Below are 15396 nucleotides of genomic sequence, written 5' to 3' on the forward strand. Positions count from 1 at the left end.
AAGCTCAGCGCACCTTGCCTTCCTTCCAGGCGGTCAGCAGCTTGTTGTAGTCGATGGTCTCGCCCTTCGGCTTCTCGTTGGCCAGCTTCTTCCACGGGGCGTGGTCGTCGCTCAGGTACTTGGCCGGGTCGCCCTTGGGGTTGAGCTTGGGCGCGCAATGGGCCATGCCGGCGCGCTCGAGGCGGGCCATCACGTTGTCCATCTCGTCGGCCAGGTTGTCCATTGCCTTCTGCGGGGTCTTCTCGCCCGTGACGGCCTCGGCCACGTTCTTCCACCAGAGCTGCGCGAGCTTCGGATAGTCGGGCACGTTGGTGCCGGTCGGGGTCCAGGCCACGCGTGCCGGGCTGCGGTAGAACTCGATCAGGCCGCCGTACTTGTTGGCGTTCTGCGTGAAGTAGTCCGAGCGGATGTCGCTGTCGCGGATGAAGGTCAGGCCGGTGATCGACTTCTTCAGCGAGGTGGTCTTGGCAGTGATGAACTGCGCGTAGAGCCAGGCTGCCGCCGTCTTGTTGGCGTCATGGCCCTTGAAGAAGGTCCACGAACCCACGTCCTGATAGCCGTTCTGCATGCCCTGCTTCCAGTACGGACCGTTCGGGCCGGGGGCCATGCGCCACTTCGGCGAGCCGTCGTCGTTCACCACGGGCAGGCCCTTCTTGGTCATGTCGGCCGTGAAGGCCGTGTACCAGAAGATCTGCTGGGCGATCTGGCCCTGCGCCGGCACGGGGCCGGATTCACCGAAGGTCATGCCCATGGCTTCCTTGGGCGCGTACTTCTTCATCCAGTCGATGTACTTGGTGAGCGCGTACACGGCGGCCGGCGAGTTGGTGGCGCCGCCACGCGACACCGAGGCGCCGGTGGGCGTGCACTTGTCGGCGGCCACGCGAATGCCCCATTCGTCGATCGGCATGCCGTTGGGAATTCCCTTGTCGGCGGAGCCGGCCATCGACAGCCACGCATCGGTGAAGCGCCAGCCCAGCGACGGGTCCTTCTTGCCGTAGTCCATGTGGCCGTAGATCGGCTTGCCGTCGATGGTCTTCACGTCGACGCTGAAGAACTCGGCGATGTCTTCGTAGGCGCTCCAGTTGAGCGGCACGCCCAGGTTGTAGCCGTACTTGGCCTTGAACTTGTCCTGCAGGTCCTTGCGTGCGAACAGGTCGGCGCGGAACCAGTACAGGTTGGCGAACTGCTGGTCGGGCAGCTGGTAGAGCTGGCCGTCGGGAGCAGTGGTGAAGCTGGTGCCGATGAAGTCCTTCAGGTCGAGGCCGGGGTTGGTGAACTCCTTGCCCGCGCCGCCCATGTACTCGGTCAGCGACATGATCTTGCCGTAGCGGTAGTGCGTGCCGATCAGGTCGGAGTCGGACACCCAGCCGTCATAGATCGACTTGCCCGACTGCATCGAGGTCTGCAGCTTCTCGACCACGTCGCCTTCCTGGATCAGGTCGTGCTTGACCTTGATGCCGGTGATTTCCTCGAAGGCCTTGGCCAGCGTCTTCGATTCGTACTCGTGGGTGGTCAGGGTTTCGGAGACGACGGACACCTCCTTGACGCCCTTGGCCTGCAGCTTCTTGGCCGCATCGATGAACCATTTCATTTCCTCCATCTGCTTGTCCTTGGACAAGGTAGATGGCTGGAACTCGCTGTCGATCCATTTCTTGGCTTCAGCCTCGCCGGCCGTTGCCGCACCGTGCGCGGCGAACATCGCCGCTGCCAGTGCCAATGCCGTGTAGCGCATCTTCATGAAGTTGTCTCCTCGGTTGTTGCTTCCCCGGTGTTGTGTTCGATCACGGCTCCGGGGAGGCGGAGAGCCGGAACGCATTTGGTTGAACTCTAAGAGCCGTGCCCGCTCAGCCCTTGCGCATCACGAGCGCAAGCAGGCCCATCGACAGCACGAAGCTGATCCAGATCGAAGGCTCGGCCTCCAGGCTGAACCACTCCTGGAACTTGCCGGCCAGGCCGATGAAGACCAGGTTCAGGTACGCCGCCGACAGCAGCCCGATGAAGAGCCGGTCGCCGCGCGTGGTGGCCATCGGCAGCCAGCCGCGCCGCAGCGTGGTGGGCGACTTGAATTCCCACACCGTCATGCCGACCAGCATGAGCGCGATGCAGATGAAGAACACGGCCACCGGGGTGGTCCAGACCATCCAGTCGAACATCTCTCGGCCTCCTTAAACACGGCCCATCGCGAAACCCTTCGCGATGTAATGGCGCACGAACCAGATGACGATGGCACCCGGCACGATGGTCAGCACGCCGGCAGCCGCCAGCGTTGCCCAGTCCATGCCCGAGGCGCTCACCGTGCGCGTCATCGTCGCCACGATGGGCTTGGCGTTCACGCTCGTGAGCGTGCGCGCCAGCAGCAGCTCGACCCAGCTGAACATGAAGCAGAAGAACGCCGCCACGCCCACGCCGGCCTTGATGAGCGGCAGGAAGATAGTGAGGAAGAAGCGCGGGAAAGAGTAGCCGTCGATGTACGCCGTCTCGTCGATCTCGCGCGGAATGCCGCTCATGAAGCCTTCCAGGATCCACACCGCCAGCGGCACGTTGAACAGCAGATGCGCCAGCGCCACGCCCAGGTGCGTGTCCATCAGGCCGACCGTGCTGTACAGCTGGAAGAACGGCAGCAGGAACACCGCGGGCGGCGTCATGCGGTTGGTCAGCAGCCAGAAGAACACGTGCTTGTCGCCCAGGAACGAATAGCGCGAGAACGCATAGGCCGCTGGCAGCGCCACGGTGAGCGAGATCACCGTGTTGATGGCCACGTAGATCAGGCTGTTGATGTAGCCCGAGTACCACGACTCGTCGGTGAAGATGCGCGCGTAGTTGGCCCAGGTGAGCTGCTGCGGGAAGAACGAGAAGCTCGACAGGATCTCCTCGTTCGTCTTGAAGCTCATGTTGATCATCCAGTAGATGGGCAACAGCGCGAACAGGATGTACAGCACCAGGAAGATGCTGCGCTTGTGAAATCTCTTCTCGTTCATTTCTCCACCTCCGCTTCCTGCGTGCCGACCCGCTGCATCCAGTTGTAGAGCACAAAGCAGAACAACAGGATGATGAGGAAATAGATCAGCGAGAAGGCAGCGGCCGGCCCCAGGTCGAACTGCCCCACTGCCTTCTGCGTGAGGTATTGGCTCAGGAAGGTGGTTGCGTTGCCCGGCCCACCGCCCGTCAGCACGAAGGGCTCGGTGTAGATCATGAAGCTGTCCATGAATCGCAGCAGCACCGCGATCATCAGCACGCCGCGCATCTTGGGCAGCTGGATGAAGCGGAACACCGCGAACTTGCTCGCGCCGTCGATGCGCGCGGCCTGATAGTAGGCATCGGGAATCGAGCGCAGGCCCGCGTAGCACAGCAGCGCCACCAGCGGCGTCCAGTGCCACACATCCATCACCAGCACGGTGAGCCACGCGTCTGTGGCGCTGCCGGTGTAGTTGTATTCGATGCCCATCGCCTGCAGCGCATGGCCCAGCAGGCCGATGTCGGCACGGCCATAGATCTGCCAGATGGTGCCGACCACGTTCCATGGAATCAGCAGCGACAGCGCCACCACCACCAGCACCGCTGAAGACTTCCAGCCCTTGGCCGGCATCGACAGCGCCAGGCCGATGCCCAGCGGAATCTCGACCAGCAGCACCGACAGCGAGAAGCCCAGCTGGCGCCACAGCGCCTCGTGCAGCTCGTCGTCGCGCATCACCGAGGCGAACCACTCGGTGCCGACGAAGACTCGGCGCTCGGGCGAGATGATGTCCTGCACCGAGTAGTTGACCACCGTCATGAGCGGCACGATGGCCGAGAACGCAACGCAGATGAGCACTGGCAGCACCAGCCACCACGCCTTCTGGTTGATCGGTTTGTTGGTTGCGTTCATGCCACCAGTTCCTCGTCTTTGTAATAGCAGGTGTGCGTATCCAACACTCGCACCCACACCGTGTCTCCCGCTGCCGGCGGCTGGTCGTCAGAGTGCAGCCGCACCTTCAGCACGCTGCCGTCGGCCTCCACGCTCAGCATCACGTGCGTGCCCACGTCCTGCACCTGCTTCACCACGGCCGGCACCGCACCGGCGGCGCCCGCGTTGGACAGGCGCAGGTACTCGGGGCGGATGCCGATCTTCAGCGGCCCCTGCGGCAACTCGCGCGTGGGCACCAATGGCGTGCCCGCAACCTCGATGGTGCCGTTCGCGCTCTTCGCGGACAGGAAGTTCATGCCCGGCGAGCCGATGAAATGCCCGACGAAGGTGTGGGCCGGCCGCTCGAACAACGCTTCGGCGCTGCCCACCTGCACGGCCTTGCCGCGCGTCATCACCACCACCTCTTCGGCGAAGGTGAGCGCCTCGACCTGATCGTGCGTGACGTAGATCAGCGTGAGCTTCAGCTCGCGATGGATCTGCTTGAGCTTGCGGCGCAGCTGCCACTTCAGGTGCGGGTCGATCACAGTGAGCGGCTCGTCGAACAGCACCGCCGACACGTCGCTGCGCACCAACCCGCGCCCAAGGGAGATCTTCTGCTTGGCATCGGCCGCGAGGCCGGCTGCGCGCTGGTTGAGCTGGCCGCTCATGTCGAGCATCTCGGCAATCTCGCCCACGCGCTTCTTGATCTGGTCGGCCGGCACCTTGCGGTTGCGCAGCGGAAACGCGAGGTTCTCGGCCACGGTCATGGTGTCGTAGATCACCGGGAACTGGAACACCTGGGCAATGTTGCGCTCCTGCGGCGTGGCGCGCGTCATGTCGCGGCCATCGAAGGTCACGCTGCCCTGCGAGGGCACGAGCAGGCCCGAGATGATGTTCAGCATGGTCGTCTTGCCGCAGCCCGAGGGCCCGAGCAAGGCATATGCCCCGCCGTCGCGGAAGCTCATCTTCAGCGGCAGCAGCGCATAGTCGCTGTCCTGCGTCGGGTTGGGGCGGTAGGCGTGGGCCAGGTCGAGGTCGATGCGTGCCATGACTAGTTTCCTTTGCGCCATGCCGGCGCCAGCGCCAGCTTTTCGCTGGCATCGAACACATAGGCTTGCGACGCGCTGAAATACAGCGTGATCGAGGCGCCCAACTCGAAGCGGTGCACACCGGTGAGCTGTGCCACCAGTTCGCCCACCGCTGTCTCGACGTGCACGAAGGTGTCGGAGCCCGAGATTTCGGCCAGCTCCACCTTGCCGGGCAAGGCGATGTCGCCCTGCCCCGCATCCACGTTCAGTGCGCTCGCGCGCAGGCCGACCGTGACGGCGCCTGCAACGCTTTCAGGCACAGCCAGAGCCAGCGCGGGACCACCAGCCAGTTGCACCTTGCCGGCGGTCGCGGTGCCGGCCAGCAGGTTCATCGGCGGATCGCTGAAGGCGCGTGCCACTCGCAGCGACTGCGGCGCGTGGAACACTTCGGCCGTCGGGCCGTACTGCAGCAGCTCGCCGGCATCCATCACGGCCGTGTAGCCGCCAAGCAGCAACGCTTCGCCGGGCTCGGTGGTCGCGTAGATCACGGTCGAATCGCCGGTGGCGAAGAGTTGCGTGAGCTCTTCGCGCAGGCCTTCGCGCAGCTTGTAGTCGAGGTTGACCAGCGGCTCGTCGAGCAGCATGAGCGGTGCGTTCTTGGCGAGCGCGCGCGCCAGCGCCACGCGCTGCTGCTGGCCGCCCGAGAGTTCGGCCGGATAGCGGTCAAGGAACATGCCGATGTGCAGCTTGTCGGCCAGCGCCTTCACGCGTGCATCGATGTTCGACTCACCGCGCAGCTTGAGCGGCGAGGCAATGTTGTCCGACACCTTGAGCGACGGATAGTTGATGAACTGCTGGTAGACCATCGCGACATTGCGTTCGCGCACGGGCATGCCGGTCACGTCCTTGCCGTCGACCAGCACCTTGCCTTCGGTGGGCGTGTCGAGCCCCGCCATCAGCCGCATGAGGCTGGTCTTGCCGGCCTGCGTTGCGCCCAGCAGCACGGTGACCGCGCCGCTTCTGGGCGCGATGCTCTGCTCGTAGAGCCATGTCTGCGCACCCACCTTCTTGGTGACGCGCTCCAGTGTCAATTGCATTGGCGCTCTTTCCCTTGTGTTCGGTCTAGTTGTTTTTGACGCGGACCTGCTGCTGCAGCAGCCAGCGCGCGACCTGCTCGCGCTCTTCGGGCGTGTAGTGCAGCCCCAGCTTGGAACGCCGCCAGAGCACGTCTTCCGCGCTCACGGCCCATTCGCGGTCCTGCAGGAAGCGCAGTTCGCGCTCGTACAGGCCGGGCGCCACTTCGTCGCCCAGGTCGGCAAAGGACTTCGCTTCGCCCAGCAACTCCGCGATGCGGGCGCCGTAGCCCCGCGCGAGGCGGCGCGCCAGGTGGCCGTAGAGCCACGGATATTTGGCTTGCACAGCCGACACGAAGCGTTCGAAATCGTCGTCGGGCCGCTTCGCAGCGCCGATCCATGCCGACAGGTCGCCGCCCGCGAGAAAGGCGCCGTCGGTCCAGGCCGGGCGCTGCGCGCTCGACTGGCCCAGCATCCTGCCCACCTCGTCGGCCGCGTCCTCGGCCAGCTTGCGGAATGTGGTGATCTTGCCGCCCCACACCGACAGCAGCGGCGCTGCGGTGGTGTTCGATTCGAGCATGTAGTCGCGCGTGACGGCCGATGGGTCGCCCGAGTCGTCGTCGAGCAGCGGCCGCACGCCCGAGTAGGTCCACACCACGTCGGCCGGCACGATGGGCTTCTCGAAGTAGCGGCTGGCCTGGGTGCAGAGGTAGTCGATTTCTTCCTGCGCGATGCGCGCGGCGCCGGGGTCGTCGCCGGTGAGCTCGATGTCGGTGGTGCCGATCAGCGTGAACTCGCCCTGGTAGGGAATGGCGAAGATGATCCGCTTGTCGGGGTTCTGGAAGATGTAGGCGTGGTCGTGCTCGAACAGGCGCGGCACCACGATGTGGCTGCCCTTCACGAGCCGCAGGCTCTTGGTGGCCAGCGCCTCGCCCTTGGCCGACTGCGCGACGCCGCGCAGGAATGATTCGGCCCACGGCCCCGCGGCATTGACCACCGCCCGGGCGCGCAGCGTGCGCTTGTTGCCGTCGGCGCCTTGCAGCGTGGCAGTCCATCCGTCGGCGTCTCGCTGGGCGTGCACGCAGCGCGTTCGGGTCAGCACCTCGGCACCGCGCGCCTGCGCGTCGAGCGCGTTGAGCACCACGAGGCGCGCATCGTCGACCCAGCCGTCCGAATAGATGAAGCCGCGCTTGTACTGGTCCTTCAGCGGCTTGCCCGCGGCGTGGCGGCGCAGATCGACGCTGTGCGAAGCCGGCAGCACCTCGCGTTTGGCAAGGTGGTCATACATGAACAGGCCGATGCGGATCATCCAGGCCGGGCGCATCGACGGGTCGTGCGGCATCACGAAGCGCAGCGGCCACATGATGTGCGGCGCGCTCTTGAGCAGCACCTCGCGCTCCTGCAGCGCCTTGCGCACCAGCGAGAACTCGTAGTACTCGAGGTAACGCAGCCCGCCGTGGATCAGCTTGGTGGAGGAAGACGATGTGTGCGAGGCGAGATCGTCCTTTTCGCACAGCACCACGCGCCAGCCGCGGCCCGCGAGGTCGCGCGCGATGCCGCAGCCGTTGATGCCGCCGCCGACGATGAGCACGTCGCAGTCGGTGGCCGGCGCGGGCGAAATGGAAGAGAAATCGCTCACAGAAATTGAGTCCGTTGAAGCGTGACTTTGGTCACTAACGGCGGCCATTGTATTTTCGCGTCTTTTCATTTGGATTCCTTTTGGCGCGATTTTCCTACGAGTTTTCCCTTAGATGGCTTCGTTTTCTTTCGCTTTAAAGTGGCGCGCTCTGTACCCTCGGTCGCAGTCTTCCTGCTTTCCACGACGCCCCTGTGAACTCCAACCCGCGCCAGATCAACCTCCTGGACACCGTGCGCGCGCGCGGCTCCGTCACCGTCGAGCAGCTGGCCGACATGCTCGGTGTCACCCTGCAGACCGTGCGGCGCGATGTGCAGCGGCTGGCTGACGAAGGCCTGCTCACGCGCTTTCACGGCGGCGTGCGCGTGCCCAGCTCGACCACGGAAAACATCGGCTACCAGCAGCGCGAGACCCTGCACGCCGAAGGCAAGGCGCGCATCGCCCGCCGCGTGGCGGAGCTGGTGCCCAACGACTGCTCGCTGATCCTCAACATCGGCACCACCACCGAGGCCATCGCCAAGGCGCTGCTGCGCCACACGGGCCTGCGCGTGATCACCAACAACCTGAACGTGGCCACAATCCTCAGCGGCAACACCTCTTGCGAAGTGATCGTGGCGGGCGGCTCGGTGCGCCAACGCGACCGCGCCATCGTGGGCGAGGCAACCATCGACTTCATCCGTCAGTTCAAGGTCGACATCGCGCTGATCGGCGTGTCGAGCATCGAGGCCGACGGATCGCTGCGCGACTTCGACCTGCGCGAGGTGAAGGTGGCGCAGACCATCATCGCGCAGGCGCGCGAGGTGTGGCTCGCGGCGGATGCGAGCAAGTTCAACCGGCCGGCAATGATTCAGCTCGGCACGCTCTCGCAGATCGACCGGCTGTTCACCGATGCCGAGCCGCCGGCGCCATTCGCCGACCTGCTGCACACCGCCCAGGTGCGCCTCGAGATCGCGCGCGAGAACTGACAAGAAAGAACACGAACGAATGACCACCTACCTGCTCGCCCTCGACCAGGGCACTTCGAGCTCCCGCAGCATCGTGTTCGACCGCGAAGGCCACATCGTCGCCATCGCGCAGAAAGAGCTGACGCAGATCTACCCGCAGCCGGGCTGGGTCGAGCACGACCCGATGGAAATCTGGCGCAGCCAGCTCGCCACCGCGCGCGAAGTGCTCGCCAAGGCGAAGCTCAAGCCCACAGACATCCACGCCATCGGCATCACCAACCAGCGCGAAACCACCGTGCTGTGGAACCGCACCACGGGCCAGCCCGTGCACCACGCCATCGTCTGGCAGGACCGCCGCGCCGAGCCCTTGTGCGCCAGGCTGCGCGACGAGGGCATGACCGACACCATCCGCGAGAAAACCGGTCTGGTGATCGACGCGTACTTCTCCGGCACCAAGCTGCGCTGGCTGCTCGACAACGTGCCCGGCGCGCGTGCGCAGGCCGAGCGCGGCGAACTCGCCTTTGGCACCGTCGACAGCTGGCTCATGTGGCAGCTCACCGGCGGCAAGGTGCACGTGACCGACGTGAGCAACGCCTCGCGCACCATGCTCTTCAACGTGCACAGCAACGAGTGGGATGCCGACCTGCTGAAGGCACTCGACATTCCCGCCGCGCTGATGCCCAAGGTGCAGCCCTCGAGCTCGCACTTCGCCGACACCGATGCGGCGCTGCTGGGCCACACGCTGCCCATCGGCGGCGTGGCCGGCGACCAGCAGAGCGCCCTTTTCGGCCAGGCCTGCTTCGAAGCCGGCATGGCCAAGAACACCTACGGCACCGGCTGCTTCCTGTTGATGCACACCGGCGGCGCGTTCCAGCCCTCGCACAACGGCCTGCTCGTGACCAGCGCCGCGCAGACCGATGCAACGCCGCAGTACGCCATGGAAGGCAGCGTGTTCGTCGGCGGTGCCGTGGTGCAGTGGCTGCGCGACGGGCTCAAGGCCATCAAGGGCAGCGCCGAAGTGCAGTCGCTGGCCGAGAGCGTGCCCGATGCCGGCGGCGTGATGATGGTGCCGGCCTTCACCGGCCTCGGCGCGCCCTACTGGGATGCGGATGCGCGAGGCACCATCACCGGCCTCACGCGCGGCACCGCGGTTGCGCACATTGCGCGCGCCGCGTTGGAAAGCATCGCCTACCAGAGCGCCGCGCTGCTGCAAGCCATGAGCCGCGACGCAGTGGCCGCCGGCGGCAAGCCCGTGGCCGAGCTGCGCGTGGACGGCGGCGCGAGCGTGAACGACCTGCTCATGCAGTTCCAGGCCGATCTGCTGGGCATTCCGGTGGTACGGCCCGAAGTGATCGAGACCACCGCGCTGGGCGCCGCGTACCTCGCAGGCTTGTCGACCGGGGTCTACACCGACGCGCGCCAACTCTCGAAGCTGTGGAAGATCGAACGCCGCTTCATGCCGACCATGGGCCGCGCGCAGGCCGAGGAATCGATGGCGCGCTGGGAGCGCGCGGTGCGCCAGGCCACTGCGACCTGATGATCCAAAAGACCTCGCCACCATCGGGGCACTGAGGTCCGCTGCACGAGCCCCGGGGCAGAATTCGGCCGCCCCCGACTTGCCGCGCTGCCTGCTTGACCACTCCAACCAACGAAGTCTCTCCGTCGCGCAACGCGCTGCTCGCCTGCGGCGTGGTGGGCGCGACGCTGCTGGCGCTCATCGCGCTGGGCCATGACGGCCGCCGCATGGCGCAGCTCGCGGTGCTGGCAATGCCGATGGTGTTGTGGCTTGCGTGGCCGCTGCGCAGCGCGCGGATGCGGCGCATACGCACGCTGCTGGTCTGGCTCTGGGCCATGGGGTTCGCACTCGACGGCGCGGTGCGCGCCTATCTGCTCGACGCCTACCAGGCCGCGCCCGACGGCGCGATGGTGCTGGGTGCAGCGGCCAACACCAATGCGCGCGAGGGCTCCGAATACCTGTGGATGCATTGGCGCTCGGCTGCGGTGTGGTGTGCCGCGCTGGTCGTGGCGGGCGTGCTCGTGGGCATGTTCGCACAGCGCGGCGCTGTAGCCGATGCGACGGCTCCGTCCGCCCGGCCCGCGCGATGGGCCGTGGCGCTTGTCGCGCTGCTGCTTCTCGTCGCATGCGTAGCCTACGCAAGCAAACCCTGGCGCCGGCTGCATCCCGCGGTCTTCTGGACGCAGTGGGCAAATTCCGTTCACACGCTGGGCACCGCCTGGGCCGACCAGCAGAAGCAGCGCGACCGCCTGATGGCGCAAGCCAAAGGCATCGCACCCGTGATTTCGCAGACCGGCCCTTCCACGGTGGTGCTGGTCATCACCGACAGCATCAACCGCGACAACATGGCGCTGTACGGCTACGGCCGCCCGACCACGCCCCGCCTGCTGGCGCACAAGGCGCAGACCGGCGACCAGATGGCGGTGCTGAAGAACGCCTGGTCCGTCGACGCAAGCACCCTGCCCGCGCTGCGCAACATGTTCCACTTCGGCCTGCCCGAGAGCGAGAACCCGCCGCACCTGCTGGCGCTGGCACGCGCTGCCGGCTACAAGGTCTGGTGGATCAGCAACCATGACGACCTCGCCATCGAGCAGCAGCATGCGCGCCTCGCCGACGTGGTCGACATGGTCAACCGCACGCCCGGCCGCGCCAGCGCCTCGCTGGACGGCGAGATCCTCGACTGCGTGCAGGAGGCGCTGGCCGATACGAGCACCGACCGCAAGCTGATCGTGGTCCATCTGATGGGCGCGCATCCGCACTACAGCCTGCGCTTTCCGGCCAACGCCAACCCCTTCGACGACGATGTGGATGCGGTCGAGAACGGCCTCGTGAAAGACGGCCGCTCGGCCTGGGTGCGCCGCTTCCGCCAGGAATACGACGCCGCGCTGCTGTATCACGACTTCGTGGTGTCCGAGCTGCTGCAGCAGACGCGCAGCGCGGGCAAGCCGGGCGACTACCGCGCGTGGATGTACCTGTCGGACCATGGCCAGGAGGTAGGCCACGTCAGCGACCGCGCGGGGCACAGCCCGGCGACCGCCTCGGGCTATCGCATTCCGGCCGTCGTGTGGCGCAACCAGCAGCCGCTGCCGTCGGCTGCGGCGCAGCAGCACCCGTTTCGCGCAGACTGGTCGGGCTGGACGCTAATGGACCTGCTCCACATCCAGTGGAACGGGCAGAAGCCGGAACGCGATGTGCTGCAGGATGCCTACCGCTGGCAGGCGCCCACGATTCCGGTGGCGGTCGAATCGTTTTCGCGCTAGCCGTGCCGGGGCGACAGATGAACGCCGGCGATCATGCAGCGCACCGATCCGCCCGCCATCTCGATCGTCGGAACCGGCAGCGGAACCAGCCGCGCGGACCGTTCGATGACAGCCTTCTGCTGGCTGCTCAGGCTGTTGCAGGCGCGCTGCGACAGCGCGAGCACGCGGCCATCGCGGCCTGACAGCTCGATTGCATTGCCTGCGAACTCGGCGATCTGCCCTGCGGTGAGTGCAATGACCTCGCGCCCCGATTCCTCCAGCCGGGCGCGCACCTCGGCCGCGCGACGCGCATCCGGGATCATGTCGAAGCCGACCAACGCGAAGGCCGTGGCCACGCACATCAGCACATTGGTGTGATAGATCGGCCGGCCGGCTTCATCGGCCGTGTCCACCAGCATCGGCTCGAAATTGAAGTGCGTGCTGAAACGCTCGAGTGCCACCGGATCGGCCCGGTTCGAGCGAGCGGTGTAAGCCACGCGCGCCAGGTGGTCGAGCACCATCGCACCGGTGCCCTCCAGGAACAGGCCGTCGTGCTCGAGGCCGGAATAGTCGATGACGTCCTGCACCCGGTAGTTGGCCTTGAGCATCTCGATCACGTCGCTGCGCCGCTCGCGGCGGCGGCTCGGCGAATGCATCGGGTAGATGGCAACGTGCCCGCCCGGGTGGGTGGAGAACCAGTTGTTGGGAAAGACCGAGTCCGGCGTGTCGTGCTCGCCCCGGTCTTCGAACAGATGCACGCGCACGCCTTCGGCTTCGAGCTGCTCGACGGCTGCCGTTACCTCGCGATAGGCGGCGTCGGCCACGGCTTGCGCGGCCTCCTTGGCGGCTGCGGTCTGGAACGCGTTGTCGGCAGCAGTCTCCGGGTTCGGCGTGAACCTGTGCGGACGGACCATGACCACGGCGGCCGGCGCCTGAACGGAGCGGATCGCGGCCGGCATCATCAAGCCACCCTTCGGATGACAGCACGCGAGGCGCCGCTGCGAGTGTGGCGGAACAGGTCCTTCGGGTCATCGGCCCGGGGCACCAGCTCGACGTCCACGCCGAGGTTGCGACGCTCGGCCTGTTCGTGCACATAGCGCAAGGTGGCGTAGTCCTCGAGCGCGAAGCCGACCGAATCGAACACCGTGACTTGTTCAGCGCTTTCGCGCCCCGTTGCCGTGCCGGCCAGCACGCGCCACAGGTCGACCACGGGGGAGTCTTTGGGCAACTGCTGGATGTCGCCCTCGATGCGCGTCTGCGGCTCGTATTCGACGAACACGCGCGCGCCGCGCAGCACGTCGGCATGCAGCTCGGTCTTGCCGGGGCAATCGCCGCCGACGGCGTTCAGGTGCATGCCCGGCTCGATCATGTCCGGCGTGATGATGGTGGCGCAGGCCTTGTCGGCAGTCACGGTCGTCACGATGTCGGCGCCGCGCACGGCCTGCGCCGTGGAGTCGGCACGAATGATCTTGGGCGACGAAAAGGCCGAGAGGTTGCGCACCAGCTTGTCGGTGGCGCGGGCGTCGATGTCGTACACGGCGATTTCTTCGATACCCAAGTGGCAGTGAAAAGCCAATGCCTGGAATTCGCTCTGCGCGCCGTTGCCGATGAGCGCCATGCGCCGCGCGCCGGGCCGCGCCAATGCGCGCGCCGCCATCAGCGAGGTCGCGCTGGTGCGAAGCGCAGTGGCAAGGGTCAGTTCAGACAACAGCACGGGGTAGCCGGTCTCGACATCGGCGAGCACGCCGAAGGCCATCACCGTGTAGAGGCCTCTGCCGGTGTTGGCCGGATGGCCGTTGACGTACTTGAAGGCGTAGCGCGAGGCGTTCGACACAGGCATCAGTTCGATGACGCCGATGTCCGAGTGGTTTGCCACACGGGCCGATTTGTCGAAATCAGGCCAGCGGATGAAGTCTTCCCGGATGGTGTCGGCCAATGCGCCGATGAAGGGGGCCACGCCGATCTCCTGCACGAGGCGGGACATGGCGGGAACGTCGATGAAGCGGGTCATGGGGGTCTCCTGAACGGTCCGGCAGCATCGCGCAGCCGTCTTTCGATTGTTCCGGGGAGACGTGCCAGACTGAACCCCTCAACTTGTCAAGTTAGCCCTTGAACCTTACATTTCGCTCGATCTGATTAGCAATTTGACAAATGGCAATGGACGACATCGACCGACAACTCATTGCCCTGCTGCGCGACGACGCGCGCATGCCGGTGGTGGCACTGGCCCAGAAGCTCCGCGTGGCGCGGGCGACCGTGCAGAACCGGATTGCCAAGCTGGAGAACGACGGAACCATCGTCGGCTACACCGTGCGGCTGAAGCCCGAAGCGGAGGCGCACCGCATCCGCGCGATCATGAGCATCGAGATCGAAGGGCACCGCGCCGAGCGCGTGAGCCAAGTTCTGCGCGGTCACCCCAACGTCGTGGCCCTGCACTCGACCAACGGCCGCTGGGACCTGATGGCCGAGCTGCGCGCCGACTCGCTAGAAGCCTTCGACAAGGTGCTCAATGCCATCCGGCAGATCGAAGGCATCTCGAGCACCGAGACCAGCATCCTGCTGTCGACGCACAAGCTCTGAGCCGGGCGCCAGCGGCGCACCGGCTCTCTACCGCTCAGTGCGCGGGAACCAGGAAGTCCTGGCTGATGCGCCCGCCCAGCTCGTTCACGCGGTCGAGGAACTGCGTGAGGTAGGCATGCAGGCCGGTCGCGAGGATCTCGTCGACCCGCGCGTATTGCAGGTCGGCCAGCAGCTTGCCGGCGCGGCGCTGGGTTTCGGCGCTCTGCTCGTTCTGCACCTTCGCGAGGTTGTTCACCACCTCGACCAGGCTCGCGTGCAGTGAGCGCGGCATGTCGGCACGAAGAATCAACAGCTCGGCCACGCGCTCGGGCTTGATCACGTCGCGGTACACCTTGCGGTAGACCTCGAAGGCCGAAACGCTGCGCAGGATCGCGCTCCAGTGATAGAAGTCGTACTCCTGGTCTTCCTCGGTGGCGGCGCCGAAGAACTCGCTGTTGAGCGCATGGAACTTCACGTCCACCAGCCGCGCGGTGTTGTCGGCGCGTTCCAGGAAGGTGCCCAGGCGCGAGAAGTAGAAGGCCTCGTCCTGCAGCATGGTGCCCAGCGTGACGCCGCGCGACAGGTGCGAGCGGAACTTGACCCATTCGAAGAACTGGCCGGGGTCGCGCTCGAAATCGCCTGCGCGCAGCATGCGATTGACTTCAAGCCAGGTGGTGTTCTGCGTTTCCCAGGCTTCAGTGGTGAGCGCACCGCGCACAGCGCGCGCGTTCTCGCGAGCGGCCTTCAGGCAGGAGACGATCGAAGAGGCATTGCTCTCATCCTTGACCATGAACTCCATCACGTCGTGTGGCGTGATCTGGTCGTACTTCTTGTTGTACCAGGGCAGCAGCTCGCTGATGGAGAGCACGCCCTGCCAGCCGTACTTGGCCACTTCGGCGGACTGCGGCAGCAGGGAGGTCTGGTAGTTGACATCCAGCATGCGCGCCGTGTTCTCGGCGCGCTCGGTGTAGCGGGACATCCAGTAGAGATGGTCGGCGGTGCGAGACAGCATCGGTTG

At 66.0% G+C, this 15396-nt stretch carries 14 protein-coding genes; 4 read left to right on the forward strand and 10 right to left on the reverse strand.

The genetic code is table 11. From position 1 onward, the window contains the following. Positions 1-4 precede the first annotated feature (4 nt). The 7 genes from ACZYSP_RS06370 to glpD form a co-directional block, all read right to left on the reverse strand. Positions 5-1738 (reverse strand): ABC transporter substrate-binding protein, encoded by a 1734-nt coding sequence (locus ACZYSP_RS06370; protein ID WP_093050780.1) that lies wholly within the window; start codon positions 1736-1738, stop codon positions 5-7. A gap of 106 nt (positions 1739-1844) precedes the next feature. Then, complete coding sequence (locus ACZYSP_RS06375) at positions 1845-2153, reverse strand: DUF2160 domain-containing protein (RefSeq protein ID WP_093050783.1); 309 nt, start codon at positions 2151-2153, stop codon at positions 1845-1847. A 12-nt stretch (positions 2154-2165) separates the two neighbouring features. Beyond that, on the reverse strand, positions 2166-2978 hold the full coding sequence (locus ACZYSP_RS06380; protein ID WP_019656045.1) for a carbohydrate ABC transporter permease: 813 nt from the start codon (positions 2976-2978) through the stop codon (positions 2166-2168). After that, positions 2975-3865, reverse strand: a complete 891-nt coding sequence (locus tag ACZYSP_RS06385) for a carbohydrate ABC transporter permease (RefSeq protein ID WP_489013176.1) — start codon at positions 3863-3865, stop codon at positions 2975-2977. Before ACZYSP_RS06385 ends, ACZYSP_RS06380 begins: the two co-directional genes overlap by 4 nt. After that, positions 3862-4932: an ABC transporter ATP-binding protein gene (locus tag ACZYSP_RS06390; protein WP_489013178.1), complete on the reverse strand. Its 1071-nt coding sequence runs from the start codon at positions 4930-4932 to the stop codon at positions 3862-3864. The genes ACZYSP_RS06385 and ACZYSP_RS06390 overlap by 4 nt, the downstream gene beginning before the upstream one ends. Positions 4933-4934: 2 nt before the next feature. Continuing rightward, a complete protein-coding gene (locus ACZYSP_RS06395) occupies positions 4935-6008 on the reverse strand; it encodes an ABC transporter ATP-binding protein (protein ID WP_093050792.1) in 1074 nt (357 codons plus the stop codon). Between the two features lie 25 nt (positions 6009-6033). Further along, positions 6034-7692: a glycerol-3-phosphate dehydrogenase gene (gene glpD, locus ACZYSP_RS06400; protein ID WP_489013181.1), complete on the reverse strand. Its 1659-nt coding sequence runs from the start codon at positions 7690-7692 to the stop codon at positions 6034-6036. A 122-nt stretch (positions 7693-7814) separates the two neighbouring features. On the opposite strand from glpD, the gene ACZYSP_RS06405 reads away from it, so the two are divergent. From ACZYSP_RS06405 to ACZYSP_RS06415, 3 genes are all read left to right on the forward strand, one after another. Continuing rightward, positions 7815-8585: a DeoR/GlpR family DNA-binding transcription regulator gene (locus tag ACZYSP_RS06405; protein WP_093050798.1), complete on the forward strand. Its 771-nt coding sequence runs from the start codon at positions 7815-7817 to the stop codon at positions 8583-8585. Between the two features lie 19 nt (positions 8586-8604). Further along, entirely contained in the window at positions 8605-10101 is a 1497-nt protein-coding gene (gene glpK, locus ACZYSP_RS06410; RefSeq protein ID WP_489013183.1) for a glycerol kinase GlpK, read from the forward strand. Between the two features lie 95 nt (positions 10102-10196). Then, entirely contained in the window at positions 10197-11840 is a 1644-nt protein-coding gene (locus ACZYSP_RS06415; protein ID WP_489013185.1) for a phosphoethanolamine transferase, read from the forward strand. Here the strand turns inward: ACZYSP_RS06415 and ctlX are convergent. Beyond that, positions 11837-12781, reverse strand: a complete 945-nt coding sequence (gene ctlX, locus ACZYSP_RS06420; protein ID WP_489013187.1) for a citrulline utilization hydrolase CtlX — start codon at positions 12779-12781, stop codon at positions 11837-11839. The two genes, ACZYSP_RS06415 and ctlX, sit on opposite strands and share 4 nt — an antisense overlap. Next, a complete protein-coding gene (gene ocd / locus ACZYSP_RS06425; RefSeq protein ID WP_489013189.1) occupies positions 12781-13830 on the reverse strand; it encodes an ornithine cyclodeaminase in 1050 nt (349 codons plus the stop codon). Before ocd ends, ctlX begins: the two co-directional genes overlap by 1 nt. A gap of 146 nt (positions 13831-13976) precedes the next feature. Here ocd and ACZYSP_RS06430 point away from each other — a divergent pair, with 146 nt between their 5' ends. Then, positions 13977-14399, forward strand: coding sequence for an Lrp/AsnC family transcriptional regulator (locus ACZYSP_RS06430; RefSeq protein WP_307616757.1), 423 nt, complete (start codon positions 13977-13979; stop codon positions 14397-14399). A 34-nt stretch (positions 14400-14433) separates the two neighbouring features. Here the strand turns inward: ACZYSP_RS06430 and ACZYSP_RS06435 are convergent, their stop codons facing one another. Next, positions 14434-15390, reverse strand: coding sequence for an alpha-E domain-containing protein (locus ACZYSP_RS06435; RefSeq protein ID WP_093050811.1), 957 nt, complete (start codon positions 15388-15390; stop codon positions 14434-14436). Between the last annotated feature and the right edge of the window lie 6 nt (positions 15391-15396).

The organism is Variovorax sp. F042 (assembly GCF_057814215.1).

Excerpts from the sequence above, each read along its gene's own strand:
- ocd (WP_489013189.1), bottom strand. The coding sequence starts at position 13,830 with ATGACCCGCTTCATCGACGTTCCCGCCATGTCCCGCCTCGTGCAGGAG.
- ACZYSP_RS06380 (WP_019656045.1), bottom strand. The coding sequence starts at position 2,978 with ATGAACGAGAAGAGATTTCACAAGCGCAGCATCTTCCTGGTGCTGTAC.
- ctlX (WP_489013187.1), bottom strand. The coding sequence starts at position 12,781 with ATGATGCCGGCCGCGATCCGCTCCGTTCAGGCGCCGGCCGCCGTGGTC.
- glpK (WP_489013183.1), top strand. The coding sequence starts at position 8,605 with ATGACCACCTACCTGCTCGCCCTCGACCAGGGCACTTCGAGCTCCCGC.
- ACZYSP_RS06435 (WP_093050811.1), bottom strand. The coding sequence starts at position 15,390 with ATGCTGTCTCGCACCGCCGACCATCTCTACTGGATGTCCCGCTACACC.
- ACZYSP_RS06430 (WP_307616757.1), top strand. The coding sequence starts at position 13,977 with ATGGACGACATCGACCGACAACTCATTGCCCTGCTGCGCGACGACGCG.
- ACZYSP_RS06375 (WP_093050783.1), bottom strand. The coding sequence starts at position 2,153 with ATGTTCGACTGGATGGTCTGGACCACCCCGGTGGCCGTGTTCTTCATC.
- ACZYSP_RS06395 (WP_093050792.1), bottom strand. The coding sequence starts at position 6,008 with ATGCAATTGACACTGGAGCGCGTCACCAAGAAGGTGGGTGCGCAGACA.
- ACZYSP_RS06370 (WP_093050780.1), bottom strand. The coding sequence starts at position 1,738 with ATGAAGATGCGCTACACGGCATTGGCACTGGCAGCGGCGATGTTCGCC.
- ACZYSP_RS06390 (WP_489013178.1), bottom strand. The coding sequence starts at position 4,932 with ATGGCACGCATCGACCTCGACCTGGCCCACGCCTACCGCCCCAACCCG.
- ACZYSP_RS06385 (WP_489013176.1), bottom strand. The coding sequence starts at position 3,865 with ATGAACGCAACCAACAAACCGATCAACCAGAAGGCGTGGTGGCTGGTG.
- glpD (WP_489013181.1), bottom strand. The coding sequence starts at position 7,692 with ATGAAAAGACGCGAAAATACAATGGCCGCCGTTAGTGACCAAAGTCAC.